This is a genomic window from Trinickia sp. Z7, assembly GCF_056498045.1.
Genome location: NZ_JAUEQW010000023.1, coordinates 14,043 through 37,605, shown reverse-complemented (window position 1 = coordinate 37,605; position 23,563 = coordinate 14,043). Strand labels below are relative to the sequence as shown.

The 23,563-nt window shown below is 64.8% G+C and carries 21 protein-coding genes; 9 read left to right on the top strand and 12 right to left on the bottom strand.

Annotated features, from left to right (window positions below; all coding sequences use genetic code 11):
- The first annotated feature begins 36 nt into the window (after nt 1–36).
- Nucleotides 37–945, top strand: coding sequence for a LysR family transcriptional regulator (locus QQS38_RS24765; RefSeq protein ID WP_479647991.1), 909 nt, complete (start codon nt 37–39; stop codon nt 943–945).
- Here the strand turns inward: QQS38_RS24765 and QQS38_RS24760 are convergent.
- The gene (locus tag QQS38_RS24760; RefSeq protein ID WP_479647990.1) at nt 879–1,850 is read right to left on the bottom strand and encodes a helix-turn-helix domain-containing protein; all 972 of its coding nucleotides are present in this window, start codon (nt 1,848–1,850) and stop codon (nt 879–881) included. The genes QQS38_RS24765 and QQS38_RS24760 overlap by 67 nt on opposite strands.
- Nucleotides 1,851–2,039: 189 nt before the next feature.
- Here QQS38_RS24760 and QQS38_RS24755 point away from each other — a divergent pair, with 189 nt between their 5' ends.
- Together QQS38_RS24755 and QQS38_RS24750 are read left to right on the top strand one after the other, a co-directional pair.
- Nucleotides 2,040–2,951, top strand: coding sequence for a DMT family transporter (locus QQS38_RS24755; RefSeq protein ID WP_479647989.1), 912 nt, complete (start codon nt 2,040–2,042; stop codon nt 2,949–2,951).
- A gap of 358 nt (nt 2,952–3,309) precedes the next feature.
- Nucleotides 3,310–4,332 carry a class I fructose-bisphosphate aldolase gene (locus tag QQS38_RS24750; protein WP_479647988.1) on the top strand — a complete coding sequence of 341 codons (1,023 nt, stop codon included), beginning with the start codon at nt 3,310–3,312 and terminating at the stop codon, nt 4,330–4,332.
- A 95-nt stretch (nt 4,333–4,427) separates the two neighbouring features.
- On the opposite strand, the gene QQS38_RS24745 is transcribed toward QQS38_RS24750, so the two are convergent.
- Both QQS38_RS24745 and QQS38_RS24740 read right to left on the bottom strand, forming a co-directional pair.
- Nucleotides 4,428–6,083: an Nramp family divalent metal transporter gene (locus QQS38_RS24745; RefSeq protein ID WP_479647987.1), complete on the bottom strand. Its 1,656-nt coding sequence runs from the start codon at nt 6,081–6,083 to the stop codon at nt 4,428–4,430.
- Nucleotides 6,084–6,671: 588 nt separating this feature from the next.
- On the bottom strand, nt 6,672–7,433 hold the full coding sequence (locus QQS38_RS24740; protein ID WP_479647986.1) for a Mut7-C RNAse domain-containing protein: 762 nt from the start codon (nt 7,431–7,433) through the stop codon (nt 6,672–6,674).
- 116 nt (nt 7,434–7,549) lie between these two features.
- Here QQS38_RS24740 and QQS38_RS24735 point away from each other — a divergent pair, with 116 nt between their 5' ends.
- Together QQS38_RS24735 and QQS38_RS24730 are read left to right on the top strand one after the other, a co-directional pair.
- On the top strand, nt 7,550–8,419 hold the full coding sequence (locus QQS38_RS24735) for an NAD(P)-dependent oxidoreductase (protein WP_479647985.1): 870 nt from the start codon (nt 7,550–7,552) through the stop codon (nt 8,417–8,419).
- Nucleotides 8,420–8,575: 156 nt separating this feature from the next.
- Nucleotides 8,576–9,220, top strand: a complete 645-nt coding sequence (locus tag QQS38_RS24730; protein WP_479647984.1) for a LysE family translocator — start codon at nt 8,576–8,578, stop codon at nt 9,218–9,220.
- Between the two features lie 43 nt (nt 9,221–9,263).
- Here QQS38_RS24730 and QQS38_RS24725 read toward each other — a convergent pair whose 3' ends face one another.
- Nucleotides 9,264–10,535, bottom strand: coding sequence for an MFS transporter (locus QQS38_RS24725; RefSeq protein WP_479647983.1), 1,272 nt, complete (start codon nt 10,533–10,535; stop codon nt 9,264–9,266).
- Nucleotides 10,536–10,631: 96 nt separating this feature from the next.
- Between QQS38_RS24725 and QQS38_RS24720 the strand changes: the two genes are divergently transcribed.
- Nucleotides 10,632–11,561 carry a LysR family transcriptional regulator gene (locus tag QQS38_RS24720; protein ID WP_479647982.1) on the top strand — a complete coding sequence of 310 codons (930 nt, stop codon included), beginning with the start codon at nt 10,632–10,634 and terminating at the stop codon, nt 11,559–11,561.
- Between the two features lie 6 nt (nt 11,562–11,567).
- On the opposite strand, the gene QQS38_RS24715 is transcribed toward QQS38_RS24720, so the two are convergent.
- Both QQS38_RS24715 and QQS38_RS24710 read right to left on the bottom strand, forming a co-directional pair.
- Entirely contained in the window at nt 11,568–12,818 is a 1,251-nt protein-coding gene (locus QQS38_RS24715) for a DUF3443 domain-containing protein (protein WP_479647981.1), read from the bottom strand.
- An 11-nt stretch (nt 12,819–12,829) separates the two neighbouring features.
- Nucleotides 12,830–13,291 (bottom strand): DUF2844 domain-containing protein, encoded by a 462-nt coding sequence (locus QQS38_RS24710; protein ID WP_479647980.1) that lies wholly within the window; start codon nt 13,289–13,291, stop codon nt 12,830–12,832.
- 512 nt (nt 13,292–13,803) lie between these two features.
- Between QQS38_RS24710 and QQS38_RS24705 the strand changes: the two genes are divergently transcribed.
- Nucleotides 13,804–14,247: a response regulator gene (locus tag QQS38_RS24705; RefSeq protein WP_479647979.1), complete on the top strand. Its 444-nt coding sequence runs from the start codon at nt 13,804–13,806 to the stop codon at nt 14,245–14,247.
- Nucleotides 14,248–14,462: 215 nt separating this feature from the next.
- Here QQS38_RS24705 and QQS38_RS24700 read toward each other — a convergent pair whose 3' ends face one another.
- From QQS38_RS24700 to QQS38_RS24680, 5 genes are all read right to left on the bottom strand, one after another.
- Nucleotides 14,463–15,317 carry an OmpW/AlkL family protein gene (locus tag QQS38_RS24700; RefSeq protein ID WP_479647978.1) on the bottom strand — a complete coding sequence of 285 codons (855 nt, stop codon included), beginning with the start codon at nt 15,315–15,317 and terminating at the stop codon, nt 14,463–14,465.
- A 103-nt stretch (nt 15,318–15,420) separates the two neighbouring features.
- A complete protein-coding gene (locus QQS38_RS24695; RefSeq protein WP_479647977.1) occupies nt 15,421–16,650 on the bottom strand; it encodes a DUF2957 domain-containing protein in 1,230 nt (409 codons plus the stop codon).
- Between the two features lie 117 nt (nt 16,651–16,767).
- Entirely contained in the window at nt 16,768–16,947 is a 180-nt protein-coding gene (locus tag QQS38_RS24690) for a hypothetical protein (RefSeq protein ID WP_479647976.1), read from the bottom strand.
- 442 nt (nt 16,948–17,389) lie between these two features.
- A complete protein-coding gene (gene argC, locus QQS38_RS24685) occupies nt 17,390–18,337 on the bottom strand; it encodes an N-acetyl-gamma-glutamyl-phosphate reductase (RefSeq protein WP_479647975.1) in 948 nt (315 codons plus the stop codon).
- Nucleotides 18,338–18,488: 151 nt separating this feature from the next.
- On the bottom strand, nt 18,489–19,100 hold the full coding sequence (locus QQS38_RS24680) for a YbhB/YbcL family Raf kinase inhibitor-like protein (RefSeq protein WP_479647974.1): 612 nt from the start codon (nt 19,098–19,100) through the stop codon (nt 18,489–18,491).
- Between the two features lie 181 nt (nt 19,101–19,281).
- Between QQS38_RS24680 and QQS38_RS24675 the strand changes: the two genes are divergently transcribed.
- Nucleotides 19,282–20,094 (top strand): response regulator, encoded by an 813-nt coding sequence (locus QQS38_RS24675; RefSeq protein ID WP_479647973.1) that lies wholly within the window; start codon nt 19,282–19,284, stop codon nt 20,092–20,094.
- Between the two features lie 63 nt (nt 20,095–20,157).
- Here the strand turns inward: QQS38_RS24675 and QQS38_RS24670 are convergent, their stop codons facing one another.
- Complete coding sequence (locus QQS38_RS24670; RefSeq protein ID WP_479647972.1) at nt 20,158–20,844, bottom strand: orotate phosphoribosyltransferase; 687 nt, start codon at nt 20,842–20,844, stop codon at nt 20,158–20,160.
- Nucleotides 20,845–21,151: 307 nt separating this feature from the next.
- On the opposite strand from QQS38_RS24670, the gene QQS38_RS24665 reads away from it, so the two are divergent.
- Nucleotides 21,152–23,422: an NADP-dependent malic enzyme gene (locus QQS38_RS24665; RefSeq protein ID WP_479647971.1), complete on the top strand. Its 2,271-nt coding sequence runs from the start codon at nt 21,152–21,154 to the stop codon at nt 23,420–23,422.
- The last annotated feature ends 141 nt before the right edge of the window (nt 23,423–23,563 follow it).

Genomic DNA, 23,563 nt, shown 5'->3' with positions numbered 1-23,563 from the left:
GACTAATCACAATCCATCAAAAGTGGACAATCGCTCATGCCGCAATTGCGCGATATCAATCTCAATCGTCTCGTCGTTTTCGCCGCTGTGGTGGAGAGCGGCTCGCTGAGCGCGGCGTCCGAGCGGCTCGGGCTCGCCAAGACGATGGTCAGCACGCATATGCAGCGCCTCGAAGCGGAAGTGGGCACGACCCTGATCGTGCGCACGACGCGGCGCTCGAGTTTGACCGAGGCGGGGCGCACGCTGTATGAAGCGAGCCGGGCTTGCCTGCGCACGGCAAGCGATGCCCTCGCCGCCATCGCCACGACACCGGGGCCGCTGCGCGGAGCGGTGCGTATCGCATCGCCGATCGACTACGGCGCGCTCGTCGTGGCGCCGGCATTGGTGGGGCTGCAGCGCGCGCATCCGCAGTTGCAAATCGAATTGATGTGCGCGGACGGATACGCCGATGTGGTCGCCGAGCGGATCGACGTAGCGATTCGCTTAGGAAACCTAAAGGATTCGAGTTATCGATCGGCTCGGCTCGGGCAGTATTTGCGATGGCTCGTCGCCAGCCCCGAATTCCTCGCGCACCACAAGTTGCCCAAATCGCCGAGCGGCTTGAGCGAGATGCCGTTCGTGTCGTTATCGACGATGCCACATCCCAATACCCTGGCGTTGTCGAGCGCGGCCGGGCAGCGCTTGCGCTTGCGCTGCAAGCCGGTGTTCGTTGCCAATACGGCCAACGCTTGCCGCGCCGCCACGCTCGCGGGCGCAGGCTTCGCACTCCTCACCGATTTTTCGATCGAGGATGACCTGGCGGCCGGGCGGCTCGTGCGTCTGTTTCCTCGCTGGGCGGGCGAGCCTGCCGCGATTCAAGCCGTCTACCCGTCGGCGCGTCAGCCTTCGCCGAAAGTGGCCGCCGTCATCGAAGCGTTGAAGTCGCATTTGAGCGCTCGCCGATAGGCGAGCGGAGAGGCGCCGACGGCCGCACGAAACCGATGGCCGAAATGGCTTGCATCGGCATACCCGGCTCGTTCGGCGATTTCGTCGAGCGGCAGTATCGTCGTGCGCAGCAATTGCCGCGCGAGGTCGGCGCGCCGAGCCGCAATCCAGGCATGCGGCGGCGCGCCGAACGAGGCCCGAAACATGCGCGACAGGTGAAACTCGGACAGGCAAGCGACCTCGGATAAGTCGCCGAGCGTAATCGTGTCGCCCAAGTGCGCATCGATGTATTCGCGCAAGCGTCGTCGCACGACAGGCGCGAGGCCTCCCTTGACGGGGGCGTCGCTGCGGCGCACCGATTGGCTGCGCAGCAATAGGCTCAGGATTTCGTGGGCCGCTTCGTTCGCGCGCAGGCGGTCGTCGGGGGCATCCCACGATTGCGCCGCGAGGCAGCGGCATAGCGCGGCGATATGGGCGTCTTCGAAGTAGGTGCGATCGGCCAGGGTCAGTTCGCGCGGTTCGCGATCGAGCTCTTGCACGGCGCGCCGGGTGAAGTGCTCGGGCAGGAAGTACAGATGGAAGAAATGCATGTGGCCCCGCACCCACCAGCGCGATTCGTGGTCGCCCGGCAGCGCGCACAGCCGAGCCGGCGCACCGTACTGACCGGGCAGTTTTTGCCGCTCGGTGCGATAGCCGCCGTTCAAGTAGCACGAAAGCGTGTGATGGCCGGGCCGGTCGTAGGCCGTTTCGTCTTCGACGATGTCGCGCCGCCACACGGCGGCGGCCAGCCGATCGCCCAACCATGCGAACCGCTCTAGCGTGGCGTTCGCGTTCGCGAGCGTGAGTCCGACCGAATGCATCCCGAACGGCGGCGCTTCGACGCACGAGGCGTCGGTCGGGGCAGGGGCGAAGGGGCTCGCGTTCACGGCGGCGATACGAATCGGATCATGACCGCATGAGTATAGAGAAAGCGGCGTACTCGCGCCCGCCGCCGCGCGATGCGCGGGAATAAAACCGCAAGGATAGACAACGCGGATCGCGCGCCGCCGTTGCATAGTGAAAGTGCTTGGGCATACCGGCCCGTTGCAAAACCTTCGACCGTACCTGAGGGCCTCATGAACTTGCTGCTCTATTCGACCACGGTGCTGATTTGGGGCACGACTTGGATCGCCATCAAGTGGCAGACCGGCGTCGTGGCGCCGCCCGTCTCGATCACGTTCCGTTTCATTCTCGCCGCGATCGTCATGCTCGCGATCGTACGCATGACGCGCCGGCCGATGCGCCCGCCCCGGGCCGCGTGGCCGCTGTTGTTCGCGCAGGGGCTGGCGCTGTTTTGCTGCAACTTCCTGTGCTTTTACTACGCCGAGCAGATCGTGCCGAGCGGCCTCGTCGCGGTCGTGTTTTCGACCGCGCCACTGTTCAATGCAGTCAACGGGCGGCTGTTCATGGGCCGTGCGCTGCAGCCGAGCGCGATCGTCGGCGCCATGCTGGGCCTCATCGGCATCCTCTTCCTGTTCGCGCCTCAGGTCGCGGACCACGCGGGCGACAAGACGATGTGGCTGGGGCTTGCGATCACCTTGGTCGGCACGATGTGCTTTTCCGCCGGAAATCTGCTGTCCAGCCGGATGCAGTCGATGGGCCTGCACCCGAGCGTGACCAACGGCTGGGCCATGCTGATCGGCGCTTGCGTGTTGACGCTGGGCAGCCTCGCGGCGGGCTTCTCGTTTGAACCCGAATGGACGCCGCGCTATTTCGGTGCGCTGCTATATTTGGCCGTGCCCGGCTCGGTGATCGGCTTCACCACGTATTTGACGCTCGTCGGCCGGATCGGACCCGAACGCGCGGCCTACTGCACGGTTCTTTTCCCCTTCGTCGCGCTGGCGGTATCGACGGTGTTCGAAGGCTATCGCTGGTCGGCCCCGGCGGCGATCGGCCTTGCGCTCGTCGTGCTGGGCAATCTGATTGCATTCAACGTGTTTCGTCAGTTGCCGTTCTTGAAGGGGGCCCGCCGCGCGCCGGCGCGCTGAGCGGGGCAGGCCCGGTTCAGCGGGGCGCTCGGCGAGCCTGCGAACGCCGATGGGGCGCAGATGGTCGATTTCGGTCCGACCGCGGGCCGGCTTGCCTTTGCGGGCTCGCCGGTCCGCGGTCTTTTTTTACGCCGCACCGGCAACATTCCCGGCGCGAAGCGGTTGGCCTGCGCTCCTTGCATGCCGCGCCCGCCTGCGGGTGCGGGCACTGCGATTGCTCGCTCATTCAAACGGCCAAAAGCGGCCGAGCGCACATCGACGGCTGGCGCATGCGTGCCGCGCCGCGCACACTGGGAACGAGGCGTCGCGCGCGCTCGGTTCGGCGCACGACGCTTTTTCGCCCAAGGAGGAGCAGACGATGCAAACGGACAGCGCACTGCAAGCCACGATCGACGCCATCGTGCAAACCGGCAAAGGCCTATTGGCCGCAGATGAAAGCGGCCCCACCATCGCGAAGCGGTTCAAAGGCATCGACGTCGAATCGACGGAAGAGAACCGCCGTGCATGGCGCGAACTCTTGCTGTCGACGCCGGGCCTCGCTCAATACGTCAGCGGCGTCATCCTCTACGAAGAAACGCTCGGCCAGTGCGCCGCCGATGGCGAGCCGCTACCGAGCCTCGCCGCAAGGCAGGGCATCGTCCCGGGCATCAAGGTCGATACGGGCAAGATCCCGCTCGCCCATGCCGAAGGCGACGAGATCACGCAAGGGCTCGACGGCCTCGCCGCTCGGCTCGAGAAATACAAGGCGCAGGGTGCCCGATTCGCTAAGTGGCGTGCCGTGTACAACGTGTCGGACACGTTGCCGAGCCGGCTGGCCATCGAAGCCAACGCCGATTCTCTGGCGCGCTACGCCGCCATTTGCCAGGCAGCGGGCGTCGTGCCGATCGTCGAACCCGAGGTGCTGATGGATGGCGCTCATTCGATCGATCGCTGCGCGCAAGTGACCGAAGCGGTGTTGCACGAGGTGTTTCACGCGCTGCACCGGCATGGCGTGGCGTTGGAGCTCATGCTGCTCAAGCCGAGCATGGTCTTGGCCGGCAAAGATGCCGCGCGAGAAGCCGGCGTGAGCGAAGTGGCTGAGCGCACGGTGTCGGTCCTCGGGCGCACGGTGCCTCCGGCGGTTGCCGGCATCTATTTCCTATCGGGCGGGCAAACACCGGTGCACGCGAGCGCTCACCTCGATGCGATCAATCGGACCGGCCGCCGTCCATGGCCGCTCAGCTTTTCCTATGGTCGCGCGCTCCAAGAGCCGCCGCTGGAGGCTTGGCGCGGCAAGGCTGCCAACATCGGCATCGCGCAGCAGGCGCTCCTCAAGCGTGCGAAATTGAACAGCGCCGCCGCGCGCGGATGCTATGCCGCGAAGGACGAAGCCACGGGCTGAGGCGGCGGTCGCACCATAGAAAAAGCAAAGGCGAAGCCGATGGCTTCGCCTTGCTCGATGATTGCGGCCGATTCGCTCAGCAGCGCTCACCCCCCTCAATGCATCGCCATCTGCACGACTTTGACGACGACGAGCCCAACGGCAACGACGAGGTAGCCGCGCAGCGCCCCCATCCATAGGCGCGTCGTGAGCGTGAGCACGGGCGGCGGCAACTCATGCAGCGGCGGCATGCGCCAGGTGCTGCGATGAGCCAGCTCGCTCGGGGCGGGAGCGGTTGCCACCTGTTCGTCGGCCCGGCCATGTGCCATTCGCCGCCACGCTTGCGTGCCGAGATACGCTGTCGCGAACAGCAACGCGCCACCGGCGAGAATAGCGACGATCGCCTCGGACGAGATGTCGGGAAAGACGGTTGCCGCGGTCAAGATGATCGAGAGCACGACCAGGACGGCGACTACCGCGCCCGTAAACACGTTCAACCGTTGCGAATTCACCCAGGGGCCGAGCACCGCTTTATCGTTGCATAGCAAAAGCAGGAAGACCGTGGCGCTAGGCAGCAGGACGCCGGCCAGCGTTTGCACGGCAACCGTGAGCAGGCCGAGCGGGCTGCCCGGCATCAACACGAGAGCCGCCGCGAACGCAATGATCGCGAAGTAGACGACGTAAAAGCCCTTGGCGTCGGCCACGCTGCGATGCAGCGAGTGGCGAATGCCGAAGACGTCCCCGATCGCATACGCCGTCGACAGCGAAACGGCGGCGGCCCCGATGATGGAAGCGTCGAGCAAAGCCACGGCGAAGATGGTGGCCGACGTTTCGCCGACATACTTGTGCAGCCCCGCAATGACGCCGCCCGCATCGGTGAATTGACCGAATTCCGGGTGTCCGGCGAACAGCGCGGCCGTGAACGCCATCATCGCGACGGCGCCCACCACGACGAAGCCGATGCCGATCCACAGATCGATCTTTTCGTACTTCATGAAGCGCGGTGTGATGCGCTTATCGATGATGTAGCTTTGTTGAAAAAACAATTGCCACGGCGCGACGGTCGTCCCCACGATGCCGATCACGAGCAGCATGACGTCGGAGAGCTTCGCGTGCTTGGGCCAGCTCGGCACGAGGAAATCGCGCGCGATCGTGCCGACGGGCGGGTGGATCGAAACGAGCACGGGCACGAGCAGCAGGCTGAGCACGCACAGCACGATGGCGAACCGCTCGAAGCGGCGGAAGTCGCCCGTGCTGACGGCGGCCATCGTCAATACGGCCGCGATGCACACGCCGAGTACTTTGGGCACGCCCAAAAAGCCGAGTGCGAACGTAATGCCGATGAATTCGGTGACGATCGTGAGCGCATTGAGCAGAAACAGATCCACGACGCTGAAGGCGCCCCAGAACTTGCCGAAGCGCTGAAAGATCAAGCGCGCGTGCCCGACGCCCGTCACCGCGCCCAACCGCAGGACCATTTCCTGGTTGACGTACAGCACCGGAATCAATAGCGCGAGCGTCCACAACAGCGTCGTGCCATAGTTCTGACCGGCTTGCGTATACGTGCCGAATGCGCCGGCGTCGTTATCGCCGACCATGACGATGAGCCCCGGGCCCAAGATCGCGAGCAAGGTGCGCAGGCGGGCGGACCACCCGCGGCGCGGCGCCGTGTCGTGGTGAGCAATTGTCCCGAAGGCCCCTTTGATGTCGCCGACGTGCGCGTCGTCGAGCACGGCGCCCCGGGTGGGCGAAACGTTGATGGGTGTGGACATTTCTACTTTCTCTCTAGCGCTCGCGCAAGGCGCGTACGACCGTGTTCATCGGCACGGCGGCCGCGCGCTTTGGCTTGTGGCGAGCGCGGGCCGGCGTGTGCGTGCGTAGCCACGAGCGCAAGCCGCTCGCGGCTTCGAACCGACGGACGCGCTGGCGTGAGTTGCACGCGCGGCGGCGTCCGAACGGCGCGGTGGCCATTCGAAAATCGATGCGCGGAAAACTAGGGAGAAACTGCGGCGCGCACCGTCTGCCTGCTGGCAGGACGGCGGCTTAGGGAAGCATTAGCGGACGTCGTGCCGATCAGGCGGAAATACTGTTCGAAGGTCGACTACTGCAACTGTCCAAGGCATATGCCCCATTTGTGGAATTGGTTGAATTTTAGTTGTTGCATCGAAGATGCGTCAATAAGCGAGTTTGGTGCCACCTCAATTTTTTCGCGCCCGTGCGTGTGTTGGAGCGCCAAGAATGCTTCGTTCTCCTGAAGATTGAGCGGGCTCGACCCGGCGCGGCATGCGACGGCGATGTTGGATCGGCGCAACAGGTGGCCTCGAATCGCGCGGCTTCGTCGAAGCGATGTCCCCCCGTTTTCACGGGCCGGGGTGAGGCGGGGAGACGAGCGCATCGACGACCGTGCGCATCCGCTCCCAATGCGACCCTTCCCAAAAGACGCGCTTGCATACGTCGCAAGTGACGAATTGCGAATGCCGCTCGAGCACGCCTTCCGGGGCGTGGCCTTGGGCTTGCGCCCGATCGATCCGCCGCAGCGGCGCGTTGCAAGTGAGGCATAGCCGGAACGGGTGCACGCTCCCGGCCAGGTCGAGTCGATCGATGACTTCCCGCAGTTGCGTTTGCGGTTTGAGCGAGCGTACGTAGCAGCCGTGCGTGATCGTGCGGCGCTTGAGCAACTCGCGATCTCGCGTGAGCACGATGCGCTCTTGCGAGGCGGCGAGCGACTCGATCTCGTCGTCGGCAAAATGATTGTCGTACAGCGTATCGAAACCGGCCAGACGAAGCAGCCGCGCGAGGCCGCCCAGGTGCGCATCGGCCACGAACCGTATCGTGCGCAGCGGCCGTTCGCGCACGCGCAGCAGCGGCGTCACGTCGAGCGCCTCGAACTTGGGGTAGACGGCCACGCGATCGCCATCCGCGAGCACGCGATCGAATCCCGCCGATTCGCCGTTCACGAGAATCAATTCCACTTCCGTATGCGGCACGCCCAGGGCCTCGATCATGTGCTTGGTCGTGGCGTTGCGCGCACAAACGCAGCTGAACGCGCGCGAGCGCAGCGGCCGCGCGAGGAACTCGTTCAGCTCTTCGTAAAACCGGAACGTGGCGGTGACCGTCGGCATCGAACGAGTATCGCACCGGCTGCGCCCGTATGCATGGCGGGCGCCCCCTCGCTGCCGGCAAATTTGCTGCAATCGTGCTTTACTGCGCTTTTTTCCTTTCGGCGAGGGGGCAAGCGATGGATGTCGGCTTTATTGGTTTGGGGAACATGGGCCACGCGATGGTCGAAAACATGCTGAAAGCGGGTCATCAAGTGCGCGTCTGGAACCGCACGCGCGAACGGGCCGCCCCGCTCGCGGAACTCGGCGCGAGCATCGTCGACGAGCCGGCGGCCGCTTTTTCGGGCGACGCCGTCTTCTCCATGCTTGCCGACGATGCCGCCGTGCTGGACGTGGTGGATGCGGCGTTGCTCGAGCACGCGCCGCGCGGGCTCGTCCATGTGAACATGTCCACGGTGTCGATCGCGCTCGCGCAAGCGCAGGCGCGCGATCATGCCGCGCGCGGCATCCATTATGTGGCGGCGCCCGTCATGGGACGGCCCGACGTGGCGGCCGCGGCGAAGCTGACGATCATCGCGGCGGGGCCGGCCGAAGCGATCGACCGCGTGCAACCCGTGTTCGACGTGATCGGGCAAAAGACCTGGCGCATCGGCTCCTTGCCGGAACACGCCAACGTCATCAAGCTCGCGGCCAACTTCACGCTCGCATCGGCCATCGAAACGCTCGGCGAGGCTGCGTCGCTCGTCACCGCACATGGCGTGGCGGTAACCGACTACCTCGACGTCATCACGTCCAGCGTGTTCCCAGGACCGGTGTATGCGGGCTACGGCAAGCTCATCGCGGAGCGGCGCTACGAGCCGGCCTTGTTCAAGGCGCGGCTCGGCCTGAAGGACGTTCGGCTCGCACTCGCCGCGGCCGAGGCGAATTGCACGCCGATGCCGATCGGCAGCTTGCTGCGCGACAACCTGCTCGAAGTCATGGCGCGAGGCGAGGGCGAGAAAGACTTTGCCGTGCTCGGCGAGGTGGCCGCGCGGCGCGCAGGACGCTGATTGCTCGCATGCGGGGCGAGGCGAGGCGATGCGCGGCGAGGCGAGCACACCCGCTGCTCGTGGCCCAGCGGCGAACCCCGATGCGCGAGCGCATGCATGGCTATGAGATCGCGCGCATAATCGACGCTTTGCGCCTTTTTTGGGAAGCCTCGCATCATGAATTTGCACACCTGGTGGTTGTTCGTCGCTACGGTTTTCGTGATTTCGGCCATTCCCGGGCCGAACATGCTCGTCGTGATGACGCACAGCGCGCAGCACGGCCTGCGTCGCGCAACGGCGACGATGGCCGGATGCCTCTCCGCGCTGGTCATCATGTTGTCGGTCTCGGCCGCCGGTCTCGGCGTATTCCTGAAGGCGTGGCCGACCATGTTCGACGCGCTGCGGTTGATCGGCGCCGCGTACTTGGTCTATCTCGGCGTGAAATCATGGCGTGCGACGGTACCGGCTACGGCAAACGCCGATGAAGGCCCGGTGCAAGAAGGCGCAACGAAACGCGAGCGCTCGCTCGGCGCGCTTTACCGCAACGGCTTTCTCGTCGCAGGCAGCAATCCGAAGGCGATACTGTTCGCCGCGGCGCTGCTGCCGCAGTTCATCGACGCATCCAAGGCGACATTGCCGCAGTTCGGTGTCCTCGTCGCCACGTTCGCGGTGATCGAAGTCAGTTGGTATCTCGTCTACGCGCTGTGCGGTGCGCGCATCGGCTCCACGCTCAAGAGCGGACGCGTCGCCCGGGCCTTCAATCGACTGACGGGCGGCGTGTTCGTCGGCTTCGGCGCGATGATGGCGCTCGTTCGCCACTGATTCGCCCATCGATTCCCCACGGGCACGGCACGGATAGCGCCCGCTATTCGTGCGCCCCGGGCAACAGCCCCAGCACGAACGCCGTGCCCGCAAAGGCCAGTCCGACGACGCAGACGCCGCTCCACCCCGCCCACGCCCAGGCCGCCCCGGCCGCGGATGCGCCCACAGCGCCGCCGATGAAGAAGATACCCACGAAAAGTCCGTTGAGGCGGCCGCGCGCGGCAGGGTTCAACAAATTGATCGCACGGCGGCCGAGCGTTTGATCGGTGACGACACCGGCGTCGAGCGTGGCCGCCCCCGCCACCAGCAATGCGACGGCCAGGCCCTTATGGGCGCTTGCGTCGAAGCCGAACCACCCGGCGCCGACGATGCCGCTCGCCACGAGCGCGATCAACATGCTCGTATGGCCGATGACAAGCGCGGTGCGGCCCAAGCGCTTGTCTCCGGCCAAGCCGGCGAGCGGCGTCGCCACGACGCCGGCCGCGCCCGCAAGTGCGAACCAGGCGATGTCATAGAAGTTGAAATCGAAAGGACCGCGTGCAAGGCGCAGGCCGATCGCGGTCCAAAACGCGCTGAATGCGCCCATCACGAGCGCTGCCGATACGGCTCGCCGCTGCAGTACCCGTTCCGATGCGAGCAGCGTCCATAGCGAGCGCAGCAACGCGCCGTACGTCGTCGAAACGAGCGGCGCGTGGCGCGGCAAGCGCGCGGCGAGCACGAGCGCGAGCACCGCATCGGCGGCAGCCGCGACTCCGTAGAAGGCGCGCCAGCCGATCGAACCGGCAATGACGCTCGCGAGCGGCCGCGACAGCAAAATGCCGAGCATCAGACCGCTCATGACATTGCCGACGGCGCGTCCGCGCCGAGCCTCCGAGGCCATCGACGCCGCCATCGGCACCAGCATCTGAATCACGCTCGAACTGGCGCCGGCCAGGAACAGCGCCGCGAGAAAGACGAGGCTGTCGTGTGCCAGCATCGCGACGCCTAGCAGTGCCGCACAAGTGGCCAGCGTGCGCACCACGAGCCGCCGGTTTTCGAGCAGATCGGCGAGCGGCACGAGTAGAACGAGGCCCAGGGCGTAGCCCAGTTGGGGCAGCATCGCGATGGCGCCGGTCAAGGAGGCGGGCAGGCCGAGCGAGCGCTGAATCGGACCGATCAGCGGCTGCGCCGCGAACAGGTCCATGACGATGATGCCGACCGCGCCGGCAAATAAGATCGTCAGCGGCATGGTCAGTCGATGCGCGCTTTGGCGATCCGACTCTGCGTGTGCAGCGCTCGGGCAGGAAAACTCTGGAGAGGGGGCAGGCCGATTCATATGGGAGGTGACCGGACGGTTGATGAGCGGCCATCGTAGGCTCGCGCGATGTATGCGACAATTGAAATATGTCGATAATGATTATGCGGAGTTGTTTTGAACACGCGAGACTTGCAAGCGTTCGTCGAAGTCGTCGATAGCGGATCGATGGTGCGCGCCGCCCAGAAGTTGCATGTGACGCAACCTGGGCTGACGCGGCGCGTGCAGAACCTCGAGACGACGCTGGGGGTGGCGCTGCTCGATCGGCAGAGCAAGCCGATGAAGCCCACTGGCGCGGGCAAGGAAGTCTATGCGCTGGCGCGCGCGGTGCTACGCAGCGTGGACGATTTGCTGGCCGTTGCCGCGCCCGGCAGCGAGCCTGCCGGCGAATTGAAAATCGGCGTGCCGCCGTTCCTGTCCGAGCTTGCGCTGGAGCAGCCGATCGACCGCTTGCGCGCGGCGTTTCCGCGCCTCACGTTGCGGGTGACGGCGGCCTGGTCGCCTGCGTTGCTCGAGCGGGCGCTGCGGGCGGAAGTGGATGCGGCGGTCATCATGGCGCCGGCCGCGGCTGCGATGCCCGAGACGGTCACCGCAACGTTGCTGGCCGTGCAACCGACGGTCATCGTCGCTGCGCGCTCGATGCAACTGCCGCGCAAGGGGCGTGGCGGACGAGGCGCTCCGCGTCTTACGCTGGCCGAACTCGCGCAACATCCGTGGGTGCTCAATCAGGACGGATGCGGCATGCGCTCGGCGCTGGGCCGCGCGCTTGGCGCCGCGTCGCTGAGATTCGAAGTGGCGGTGGAGGCGTTCGGCTCCGAATTGCAGCTTTCGCTCGTGGCGCGTGGCGTGGGGTTGGGCATCGTCACGCCGAGCCAGCTTGCCGCCAGCGCCCACAAAGATGCGTTACAGGCGATCGAGGCGCCCGAGTTTTCGGGCGGTCTGAACGTCTGGTTGGTGCACGGCACGTTGCCGGGCCGGCTCGTGCGGCCGATGGCCTTGTTGCGCGAGGCGCTGATGGACGTGCTCGCGCAACCCGATCGGCGTTAGCGCGCCTTAATAGGCGAAGTACGGTCCCGTGCCGGCCGGCGTCGCCTGTTGCTCGATGGCGGTGTAGACGTTGCGTCCATAGAAGAACGGCAGGCCCCAATCGAACACTTGGGAGCCGACGAACGCAGGTCCCGCGAACAGCGGCATCGCCGCTGCACCGCCCGACGCTTGCCAGATCTGCGCGGCGTTGCCTACGCTGAATCCGACCGTGCTTGCGACGCCGTTCGTCCCGACGTTGGTCGCGCTGAACTGCTCGGTGGCGGCGGGACAGTAGTAGCTCTGATTCGGGCTCGCACAAGCGGGCATCTGGTTCGTGGCGAAGAATAGGCCGGTGGAGCCGCTATCGATGATGCTGCCCGAGTATGTCGTGCCGTTCTCGGTCGTCGTGAACACGCCGCGCGCTGGATCGACCCCGATCACGTGTGCGGCGGCATCGAGCGTGTTGTCGCTTTGCGTGCCGATGCCGAAGATCAACTGTCCCGCCACGCTCGTCGCACTGCCGCTAGGCACGGCCGGGAGGCTGACGATGACGCCGTTGCCATCCGCGCCGAAGTAGGGCACGGGGTTGGCGACCTGCCGTGCTTGCGCAATGGCGGTCGGCACGCAACTCGTGCCCGAGCACGCGTAGTAGGTGCCCGCGATCGCTTGGTTGGCGCACGCCGCGCCGCAGTCGTGCTTGAATACACCGATCCCCAGAATGCCGTTGGCCGCGAGCGTGCTCGGCGTATTGCGCGCAGCACCGGTGTTTGAGCAACTCGCCGGCACGGCCGCGTAATTGGCATCGATCACTTGGATCGGTAGCGACGCGGCGCGCTCCCCGCCGATTTGCACGTCGGCGATGCGGACCGAGCCCCAGGTGTAGCCATCGAAAAACTGCATGCACTCGGCGAGGGCGCCGCCGTTTTCGCTGGTTTGCTGCGGCAGCGAGACCGATGCGGGCAACTGCGAAGCGAACACGCGCAGGCCCCATGATCCCGTATCGACCAGCACGTGGTCGATCGTTTGACAATTCGCGCCGCCCGGCGCGCAGACGGTGACGCTGACGAACGGCATGTTGGGGACGCCCGCCACCCCATGGTCGACCGCGATCGCCGCGACATTGGCCGCGAGCGCGGCCGTGGGGGCCGATGTTTGAGCGGAGGTATTGCTGACCGAGTTGTTGCCGCCGGAACCGCCCCCACCGCAGGCCGCGGTCAAGCAGGCGATCAGCAGTACCGCCGCGGCCGTCATCGCTTTCAAGATCGAAAATCGCAACATCGTCAGCACTCCTAATGAACGACGCTGGCGTCGACGCCGGCCGGGAGTGCTTGCGGCAGGTACGCGTGTCCCGAGAACGCGCGCAAATGCCCGCTGGAATAGACGACCAAATCGCTCGCCGACACGGCAAGCGGCCCGCCGCCGCGTGTCGGACCCGAACGCGTGAACCGGTCGAACGCAGCGCCGAGGGTGGCTCTCAAATCGGGCAGCGTCGGGCCGTCCCATGCCACCCCGAACACGATGCCGTCGGCGCCGGCGTATTCGCGCACGACCGTGCCCGACGGCAGCGTGATCGTGTGAAGCGTGTAGGAGGCTTGCACGCTGCTTGCGTGCGCAATCGCTGAGAGGCGTGTTGCGTCGGCCGAGACGCTATCGATGCGCTGGCCGAGTGTGGCCTGCGCGGCCGGTGCGGCGATGAATCCGGCCGCGGCGAGCGCCACGGCAATGGCGTTCGTATACACATGCGATTTCACTGCATTTCCTTCGCTGGTGATGCGGAGAACGGCCGGCGACACGCGTCGACCGGGTTCGCACTGGCGTGCAACCGCGCAAGTTGCGTTCGTCTGCGCGGCGCACGTTCGCTCTCGTAACCAGTGAGGTGAACGGACGCGCAACGGCGAACTTTAGGCCGGAGCAGCGTCCGCGAGCGGTGAAACGGCTGTTCGAATGTACGGAAAATAGGGTTGGAACAGGCCGGCGTGCGTGGACGCGATCACAGGCACCTGTTGCGCCATAAGGCGTGCGAGCGCAGTCGCAGCATTGCCGCGCTCGATGGGGGCGGATGGAGCGACGCTTTGCCGCGCGATTGAAAATTTTTTTGCCTAACTGAGCAGAAACCCTTATTTTTAACCGAGCGCTGAACTTTCCCACCAAACGCTCGTTTGATCGAGCAGTACGACATCCGTGACAACGCGAATCACCAGACGAATGCTTCCGCGGCCCCGGGTCCGTGGGTTGCGACGAGCACTGTGCAAAGGATGAAGCAATGAAGTCCGATTGGTACGGCGCACGAGGGACAGTCGCGAGCGGAGCGGAAGGCACGGGCGACGGGAGCGCGGTAGCGCATCCGAAGCGCGTGCTCGTTGCCGATGCCGACGACGCTGCGCGTCGCATGCTGGTCAACTTGGTCGAGAGCTTGGGCTATGACGCTGTAGAGGCGCACTCGATTGCCGAGGCGCTCGAGATTGCCCGGCGCGCGCCGCCCGATGCCGCCTTGATCGATATCGGCGCGCCGATGCTGGATGGCCTGCCCGCGGCACGGCGTCTGCGTGAATTGGCCGGGGCCTCGTCATTGCTATTGATTGCGCTGACGGGCTGGGGGCAGCCGCAGTACCGGGACATGGCGTTGGCCGCAGGTTTCGACGTTCATCTCGTCAAGCCCGTCGGCGTGGACCAATTGGGCTTTCTGCTATCGATGACCCTGGTGTGATCTTTGCGCCGTGAACGTCCTATGTTGCGCAACGGCAACGCTGCCCGGCAGCCAGCGCAGCGACTGTGTTGCAATGCATCAAACGGTTTGCTAGAGTGAAGTTGTCTCCTCCATGTCTCCTCTGATATGGATTCAGCCCGCCAATAGGCGGGCCTTTTTTTACGTGCGCTGAATTCGCCCGGCAGCGCCAAGCGCCACCCGCGTCGCCCCGCGCGTCAGAACTTATACGAAAGCGCGAGATAGGTGATGATCGGATCGGCGGTCAATTGGGCTTGCGTCGTGCCCAGCAACGTGCCGTCGGCCGCTCGCACGTACACGGTCGAGCGCGACTTCAGCGGGATATAAGTCACCGATGCGCTCACGCCCCAATGCTCCGTGAAGTCGTACGAAGCGCCCGCGTTGAACACGGGGGCCCAGGATGGCGACGCCTTCGCCGAAACGCTCGTGACGCCCGGTCGCGCCGCGCCTGCGGCTAGCACCGAACCCAGGTTGTTCTGCGTCGACGTGACGAAGTTCGGGTTGAGTTCCAGATTGGTAAAAAAGTTGTACGAAATGCCAATGCCGACGAAGGGCCGAAACCGCGCGGTCGCCGAATTGAAGTAATACTGAATCATCATCGCGGGGCTCCACTGGCGCACGCTCTTGACGATCGGCTCGTTGGCCGGGTCGTCGAGATTTTCCGTGCCGAGCGCGCCGGCGGGGCCCGGGGGGACGATCGAGCCGCGGCCCCTGATCTTGAACGTCGGCGGCACGCCGGCGACTGTCGTGAGCGCGATGTGGTCCGTGAGGAAATGGCTGAAGACGAGGCCGAGCGTGTCCGCGTTGTTCGTCGACAGCCCGGTTCCCTGCGAAGTGAATGCGCTTGGCAGCCGCAGCGGCGTATCGATGGGCTGCGGCGAAACATAGGTTGTCATCGGCGTGCTCGAGTCTTGCGGCATGATGTGAAACCAGCCGAGCGTGACGACGTTCTCACCCGCCTTCTGTGCATATGCGCCGCTCGCCACGGTCCCAAGCAACGCCACGCCAGCGGCGGCGCGCGCGAACTTGCCCAGCTTCTTTTTCGTCTTCATCGTTTCCTCCCTGTCTTCGTTTTTTTTCGATCGCGCGCCGCCCTTCGCCCGCGAACGGGCCGGCCGGCGCATGCGTCGACTTCGTGTTGCGCGGCGCGTTCCGCTATTGAACGAACGCGTTGATCGTGAAGTACGGCGACGAATTCTCGTTGTAGAGATAGCCGAACACGCCGCCCGTGAAGATGAGCTTGCCCGTGGCCGCGCTCGATGACGAACCCGTCACGGCCGATAGCACGACGCCCGGAACGGCGTTGGCAAAGCTCAGATCGAGCGGCGTGGCGATCGATGCGTTGGCGGCCTGATACGGATCGAGCATCGTGGCTTGAGTGCCCACGAGCGCGGTGGCGCGATAGTCAAACTGGCTATCGACGCCGATGTATTGCCCGTTTTGCGTATTGACGGCGATGGGCGTTTGCGGTGCGAGGATGGTGATGCCTGATTCGTCGTCGGCGGTGAAGGTCGAGGGGTTGGCGTATCCGGTCCGAATCAGGATCGGCACGAGTTGATTGCGCAGCTTGCCGACGATCATGAAGCCCTTGCCCGCCGGCGAGACTGCGTTCGTCGGCTTGGCTTGGCTTTGAAACGCGTCGCTCTCGAATGCGCCGCTGCCATCGCTCGACTGCACCCAGTTCGTGCCCGCCTGCTGCGTCTTGCCGGCGTTCACGCCCGCGTTGTCGGTTTCGCTCCACGTGCCGTCGGCGTTGATGACGATCTTCGCGTCCACGGGCACCGTCGCATAGTTTTGCGAGGGAATGATGTGATAGCCGAGCTGGTTGTAGGCGCCGGCCACGTTGGCCAGATTCGTCTCGATCGACGAAAAGCCGATGTACGGAAAGTACGGGAACTTGTTGTCGGACACGGCGCCGAAACCGACGATCCCGCTGTACTGGATCTCCTTGCCGGGGATCGTGCCGCCAAGCACGCCTTGCCCGACGAAGATGCGAGCGGGCTTGTTCGGGTCCAAGCTCGCGCCCTGCAGGTAGAAGGCGCACTCGTTCTGCTTTTGCGTCGGCAGCAAAGTCTCCGGCGCGAGCGTGCCGCTTTGCGACGTGCCTGCGCGGGACGGCGACACTGTGCCCGTCGTGGCGGGAATCGCCGATTCGACATAGGTCACTTGCCACGTCATCTTCGTGGTGTCGATCTGCATCTTCACGAGCTCGCCGTCGCCGCCGCCGCCCGTGAACACCGTGTTGTAGTCGAGTGATGCGGGGCAGAGCCGGTCAGCCGCGGCATTCGCGCCACCGGTAACGGCGCTGCCGCTGCCGCCGCCACCACCGCATGCGGCCAGAAAGGGCGCGACGAGCGCCAGCGCAAAAAGGGTGTTCGGATTCATATCGTTCCTCCATGCTTATCGTTATCGGGCGCCCGGCTCCCTGTCGGCCGCCGCTTGATTTAGTTCGCACTGCTAACTGATTGCGATAGGTCGCGCGATTCCTCCTTGCGTATGCGCTCACGTCGCTTGCGAATGGCAGGCCGACGCGCTCGGGCAGCGTTCCAAACAAACGAACGGGGAAGGCAGCATGCGGCGCTCCGGCAGGCGGGCGCCACCCAGCCGCGGCCGCTTGGCCGCGTGCTTCGTCGAGCCGGCGTGGGTGTTGCCGGTCGTCTCCCTGATCTCGTTATGCGACATAATGTCCTCGCGCATCTTTTTTGTGTCAATTGATAAAGCCGTCTAAAAAAGCTAATTCAAAAAACCGTGAATCGATAAAAACGAGATGGGATAAGGCATGCGGCGGCATATTGAAACAAAAAGAGCGTTTCAAGCGCGTGCATGCAAAGCGGCGTTCGGCGTGACTCAGCACGTGGTTTGCAGGGAAGGGAGGATGCGGCGACGAGTTCGCTCAGTGGCGCACGGGCGCCCGTGCGGCATGTGATGCCGAAACAATCAGATGAATGGAGCAGTTATTGCTGCCCCATCAATGCCCGCTCATCAGCGATGTAAGCCGATTTGAATCTTCATGGAAGATATGAGTGCGCCGCTTCTCGATACATATCGATGCGCTATTGCAGCGCGTCAAATAAAAAAGCCGGCATTACGGCCGGCTTCATTGCACGTTCTTGCGTGCCGCTTATCAAGCTAGCAGCCCGGCGTGTTCATCCGCGCCAATGCTCAGGTTCATGCATTGAATGGCCGCCCCCGAGGCGCCCTTGCCGAGATTGTCGAGCCGTGCCACGGTGACGAATCGTTCTTCGTTGCCGAAGACGAACAGGTCGACGCGATTCGTGTCATTGCTTGCCTGCACGTCGAAGAAGCCTGCGTCGAGGTTTTCATCGGCATCGAACGGTGCGACGCGCACGAACGCTTCGTCCGCGTAGTATTCGGCCAACAGCGCTCGCACGTCGCGCGGGCCTACGCGCTTGGCGAGCTGGCTTGGCGAGAAATACGTCGTGACGGCAAGGCCCTTGTAAAACGGCCCCACGATAGGGGTGAAGATCGGCGCCGTCTTCAAGCCGGTGTGCGCCGCCATTTCGGGCAGATGCTTGTGACCGAGCGCGAGGGCGTAGGGCCGCGGGCTTTGCAGCTTCGGATTGGCCGCGCCTTCGTAGTCGGCGATCATCTTTTTGCCGCCGCCGCTATATCCCGTGATCGAATGGCAATGCGCGGCGAAATCAGGCGAGGCGAGGCCCGCGTCGACGAGCGGGCGCATTGCGAGCACGAACGCCGATGCATGGCAGCCCGGCACCGCGATGCGTTTGGCTGTACGCAGGCGCTCGCGTTGGGCACGCGTGAGTTCGGGCAGGCCGTAGGCCCAATCGGCATGGGTGCGAAACGCCGTGCTGGCATCGATGAGCACCGTGTGAGTGTTCTCGACGAGGCCCGCCGATTCGCGCGAGGCGACATCGGGCAAGCACAGGAACGTGACGTCCGAGGCGTTGATGAGGCGGCGCCGCTCATCGATATCCTTGCGCTTCGATTCCTCGATGCGGAGCACTTCGACGTCGGTACGGCGCGACAGGTATTCGAAAATTTTCAGACCCGTCGTGCCTTCCTGTCCGTCGACAAAAACTTTCGTGCTCATTTCGATCTCGCTATGTGGCCGGTTGAGATGGCGCCCGTTCGTGGCGCGAAAGCATGATTTTAAGGGTTAACGGGAGTTGCGGAGCAATTTTGGCGCGAAACGGCACGTTGCCGCCAGAAGCCGGCGCGAACGCATGAGCGGACAATCGCGCTCAGCGCCCGTAGGTCACGGTCAACTGGGCCTTTGCGAGCACGGACGTGTTGATCTCGTGATCGAACATCAGCGCGTGGCGAGCCGGACCTAGCCGCAAGTCCGCGGTGTTCAGCGCGAACACGGTGAGGACATAACGGTGCGGCTTGCCGGGCGGGGGGCAAGGGCCGCCGTAGCCGGTCTCGCCGTAATCGTTGCGCGCCTCGATGGCGCCGATCCGCTTGATGGCGCCCGAGGCGCTCGCATTCGCCGGCAACGAGCCGACGGTGCTCGGGATCTCGGCGACCGCCCAATGCCACCATCCGGGGCCGGGGGCGTCGAGATCGAAAAGAGTGACGGCGAAGCTTTTGGTGCCGGGCGGCGCGTTGTGCCACGACAGCTGCGGCGACGCGTTGCCGCCTTTGCAGTCGTCCTTATCGTAGACCTGCGCGATCGGGGCCGAGGCCCCCTCGTGCAAATCGCTACTCGTCACGGTGAACGGGCTTTGCGCGGCGGCGGGGCTCAGGCGCGTAGCGCACCAGGCGATGCACAGCGCAGCGATGCCTACGGCAGCCCGCCTAGGCGGCAGCAGCCCGGCGAATACCGATGCGACGACTTCGCTGTGATTGCGCATGAGCCGATTCCCCGGTCGACGGCGAGAGCAGAGACCGCATGCGGCCCATTTTTCGACGAAAGCATGCCGCAGTGCGTTAGCCAGTCTAACATCGTCGTCCCTCGCCGGTGGCAGCCACGCGTGCGTTCGGCACAGGCGGCACGGGCGAGCGAACCTCTCGCAAATCCATCGTCATCGTCAAATGAACGAATCCGCTTCGACACTTCCTTCACGCGGCGCGCAGGCAATGCGGCCCACGCGCGTCGTCGTCGCCGACGATCATCCCATCATCTTGCTCGGCGTGCGCCATGCGCTCGATGCCTTCGACGACATCGTCCTGCTCGGGCAGGCGCGCCAATCCACCGAGCTCGTGGAGATGCTGCGGCGCGCGCCGGCCGATGTCGTCGTGACCGACCTTTCCATGCCGGGAGGCCGATACGGCGACGGTCTCGCGCTGATCGGCTATTTGCGGCGGCATTTTCCCGACCTGCGCATCGTGGTGCTGACCATGCTCGGCAACGGCGCGCTGTTGCGCCGCCTGTTCGATGCGGGCGCGGTGACCGTCGTCGGCAAGTGCGACGACCTTTCGCATATCGGCTTGGCGGTGCGCCAAGCGATGCGTGGGCTGCGCCACGTGAGCCCGTCGCTGCGCATGGCGCTCGAGCGGGCATCGGCCGGCGGCGGCGTGGCTGCCTTGCCGGCGTTGTCGCCGCGGGAGATCGAAGTCGTGCGCCTATTCGCGTCGGGGCTCAGCGTGAGCGAAATCGGCCATCAATTGAATCGCAGCATCAAGACGATCAGCTCGCACAAGATGACGGCGTTGCGCAAACTGGGTTTGACGGGCGATGCGCAACTCATCGAATACGCCCGTGTGAACGGCTTGAGTCACGGCGGCCTCGCGCGCGGCGAGCCGGTACACCGCCGCGGGCGCTGGCGCGCGGACCCGCTTGGAGAGCGCGGCGGGCCGAAGGGCCGATGCGAGGTGCGAAGAATGAAGCGAGCGGCGCGCGCGTAGCGCGTACGTCGGCGGCCGCTGAGCGTTGCGTGAGGCGGGGCGCCTCACGCGCATTGGCCTGCGTTACTGCGGTGCGGCGGTTGCGCCGCCGTGCGCGGCCGACCACTCCGCCGGCGCGTGCAGGAACTTCTCGACTTCGTCGAGCGTTTTCGAATCGAAGTAGCCCGACGCTTTTGCGACGCGCAGCACGTCCCACCATGTGGCGAGCGCGTGCAAGTCGACGTCGATGTCTTTGAGCACCGAGACGCTTTCCTTGAAGATGTTGTAGTGAAACAGCACGAAGCAGTGATTGACGCGCGCGCCCGCGGTGCGCAGTGCGTTGATGAAGTTGATCTTGCTGCGGCTGTCGGTCGTCAGATCCTCGACGAGCAAGACGCGCGAGCCTTCCTCCAGATGCCCTTCGATTTGAGCATTGCGGCCGAAGCCCTTCGGCTTTTTGCGCACGTACTGCATCGGCACCATCATGCGGTCGGCGATCCACGCGGCGAACGGAATGCCGGCCGTTTCGCCGCCGGCCACGGCGTCGATCTGCTCGTAGCCGACATCGCGCAAGATCGTCGTTTCGGCCATTTCCATCAGGGCGCGGCGCACGCGCGGGTAGGAAATCAGCTTGCGGCAGTCGATGTACACGGGGCTGGCCCACCCCGAGGTGAAGATGAACGGCTTTTCGGCGTTGAAATGCACGGCTTGCACTTCGAGCAGAATCTTGGCGGTCGTATCGGAGATCGTTTGGCGATCGAGGCCTGTCATGGGCGAATCCTTGGATGATGGGCGTGAGGTGGGCGGTTTGCCCGTTGGCGCAGGCGTGTTTGCTGCGCGCGTAGGCGTGTATTTTACCCGACTTCCGAACCCCGCCCGCTGGAAACCGAGATTAGGGGGTGTACACTAGGCGCCCCGCGAAACGCTCTCGCGCCGTCTGCCTTACCCCCGGCAGGCGCGGCGCCGCGCCCAAACGGCGCTAGCATCGACTGTCGCAGTCGCTACCTTGCCGGCTTGCCCGGCGCGGCCCCGGCGTGAGCGTGCCGGCCAAATTCAATTATGTCTCGCAGGCTCGAATATGGACGAACAACTGAAGCAAAGCGCCCTCGCATATCACCAGAACCCCAAGCCCGGCAAAATCTCGGTCACGCCCACCAAGCCGCTGTCGAACCAGCTCGACCTCTCGCTTGCGTACTCGCCGGGCGTGGCGGCGGCCTGCGAGGCGATCTACGCCGATCCGCTCGACGCGCAAAAGTACACGTCGCGCGGCAACCTCGTCGGTGTCGTGACGAACGGCACGGCGGTGCTCGGCCTAGGTAACATCGGCCCGCTCGCCGCCAAGCCCGTCATGGAAGGCAAAGGTTGCCTCTTCAAGAAATTCGCGGGCATCGACGTGTTCGACATCGAACTATCCGAGTCCGACCCCGACAAGCTCGTCGAGGCGATCGCCATGCTCGAGCCCACGCTCGGCGGCATCAATCTCGAGGACATCAAAGCGCCCGAGTGCTTCTATATCGAGCAGAAGCTGCGCGAGCGCATGAAAATTCCCGTCTTTCACGACGATCAGCACGGCACGGCCATCATTGCATCGGCCGCCATCCTGAACGGCTTGAAAGTGGTGGGCAAGGAACTGTCGAAGGTCAAGCTCGTCTGTTCGGGCGCCGGTGCAGCCGCGATCGCTTGTCTCGACTTGCTCGTGAAGCTGGGGCTGTCCAAGCAGAACGTGCTCGTCGCCGATTCGAAGGGCGTCATCTACGAAGGCCGCGGCAACCTCGATCCGTCGAAGGCGCGCTACGCGGCCGTGACCGACGCACGCACGCTGGCCGATGCGATCAAATCGGCCGATGTCTTCCTCGGCTGCTCGAGCGCGGGCGTGCTCAAGCCCGAGATGGTCAAGGAGATGGGCGTGAAGCCGCTCATCCTGGCGCTCGCCAACCCCGAGCCCGAGATTCGTCCCGAAGACGCGAAGGCCGTGCGCCCCGACGCCATTATCGCGACGGGTCGCTCCGATTATCCGAATCAGGTCAACAACGTCCTGTGCTTTCCGTTCATCTTCCGCGGTGCGCTCGACGTCGGCGCGACGACGATCACCGAAGAGATGAAGCTCGCGTGCGTGCGCGCGATCGCCGAACTGGCTGAAGAAACGGATCAGGGCGACGAAGTGGCGAAGGCGTACGAAGGCCATTCGCTCGAATTCGGCCCTGAGTACTTGATTCCGAAGCCGTTCGATCCGCGTCTCATCATCAAGATTGCGCCGGCCGTCGCGCAAGCCGCGATGGATTCGGGCGTGGCCACGCGTCCGATTCAGGACATGGACGCTTATCGCGAGCAACTTGGCACGACGGTCTATCGCACCGGTATGGTCATGCGGCCCGTGTTTGCAGCGGCCAAGAAGAATGCCGCGCGCATCGTCTTCGCCGAAGGCGAGGACGAGCGCGTGCTGCGCGCCGCGCAATTCGTGCTGATGGAGAAAATCGCCAAGCCGATCATCGTCGGCCGGCCCTCGGTCGTCGAAATGCGCTTGAAGAAAATGGGTTCGAAGCTGAAGGTCGGCGCCGACTTCGAGATCGTCGATCCCGAGGACGATCCGCGCTTCACGCAAAGCTGGCAGCTGTATCACGAGATCGGCGCGCGCGACGGCGTCACGCCCGAGATCGCGAAGGCCGCGATGCGCAAGTTCAACACGCTGATCGGCGCGATCCTGATTCGCCTGGGCCAAGCCGATGGCATGATCTGCGGCATGATCGACACCTATCACAGCCACTTGAAGTACATCGAGCAAGTGCTCGGCCGCGCGCCGCAAGCCGAGCATTATGCGGCGATGAACCTGCTGATGTTGCCGGGCCGCAATCTGTTCATCTGCGATACGTACGTCAACGAAGCGCCGAGCGCCGAGCAGTTGGCCGATATGGCGATTCTGGCCGCGCGCGAAATCGAGCGGTTCGGTATCGTGCCGAAAATCGCGCTGTTGTCGAACTCGAACTTCGGCAGTGCGCCGTCGTCGACATCGCAGCGGATGGCTGCCGCGCGCAAGTTGATCGCGGAGCGCGCGCCGCACCTCGAAGTCGACGGTGAAATGCACGGCGATGCGGCGTTGTCCGAAGTCATCCGCAAGCAGTCGTTCCCGGGCACGACGCTCACGGGCGAAGCGAACCTGCTGTTGATGCCGAACGTCGAGGCCGCGAATATCGCCTACAACCTATTGAAGATGGTCGGCGGCGAAGGCGTGACGGTGGGGCCGTTCCTGCTCGGCGCAGATAAGCCCGTGCATATCCTCACGCCCGCGGCGACGGTGCGGCGGATCATCAACATGACGGCGGTCGCGGCGGCGAACGTGCGGGCGCAGTAACGGACCGAGGGGGAGCAGGCCGGTACCGCCCTGAACGCCCGAACGCCCGAACGCCGAAGCCAAACGAAATGGCGGCTGTCCGTGAGGACAGCCGCCATTTCGTTTCGTGCCGATCGGCGCGCCGGTCGACGCCGATGGCCC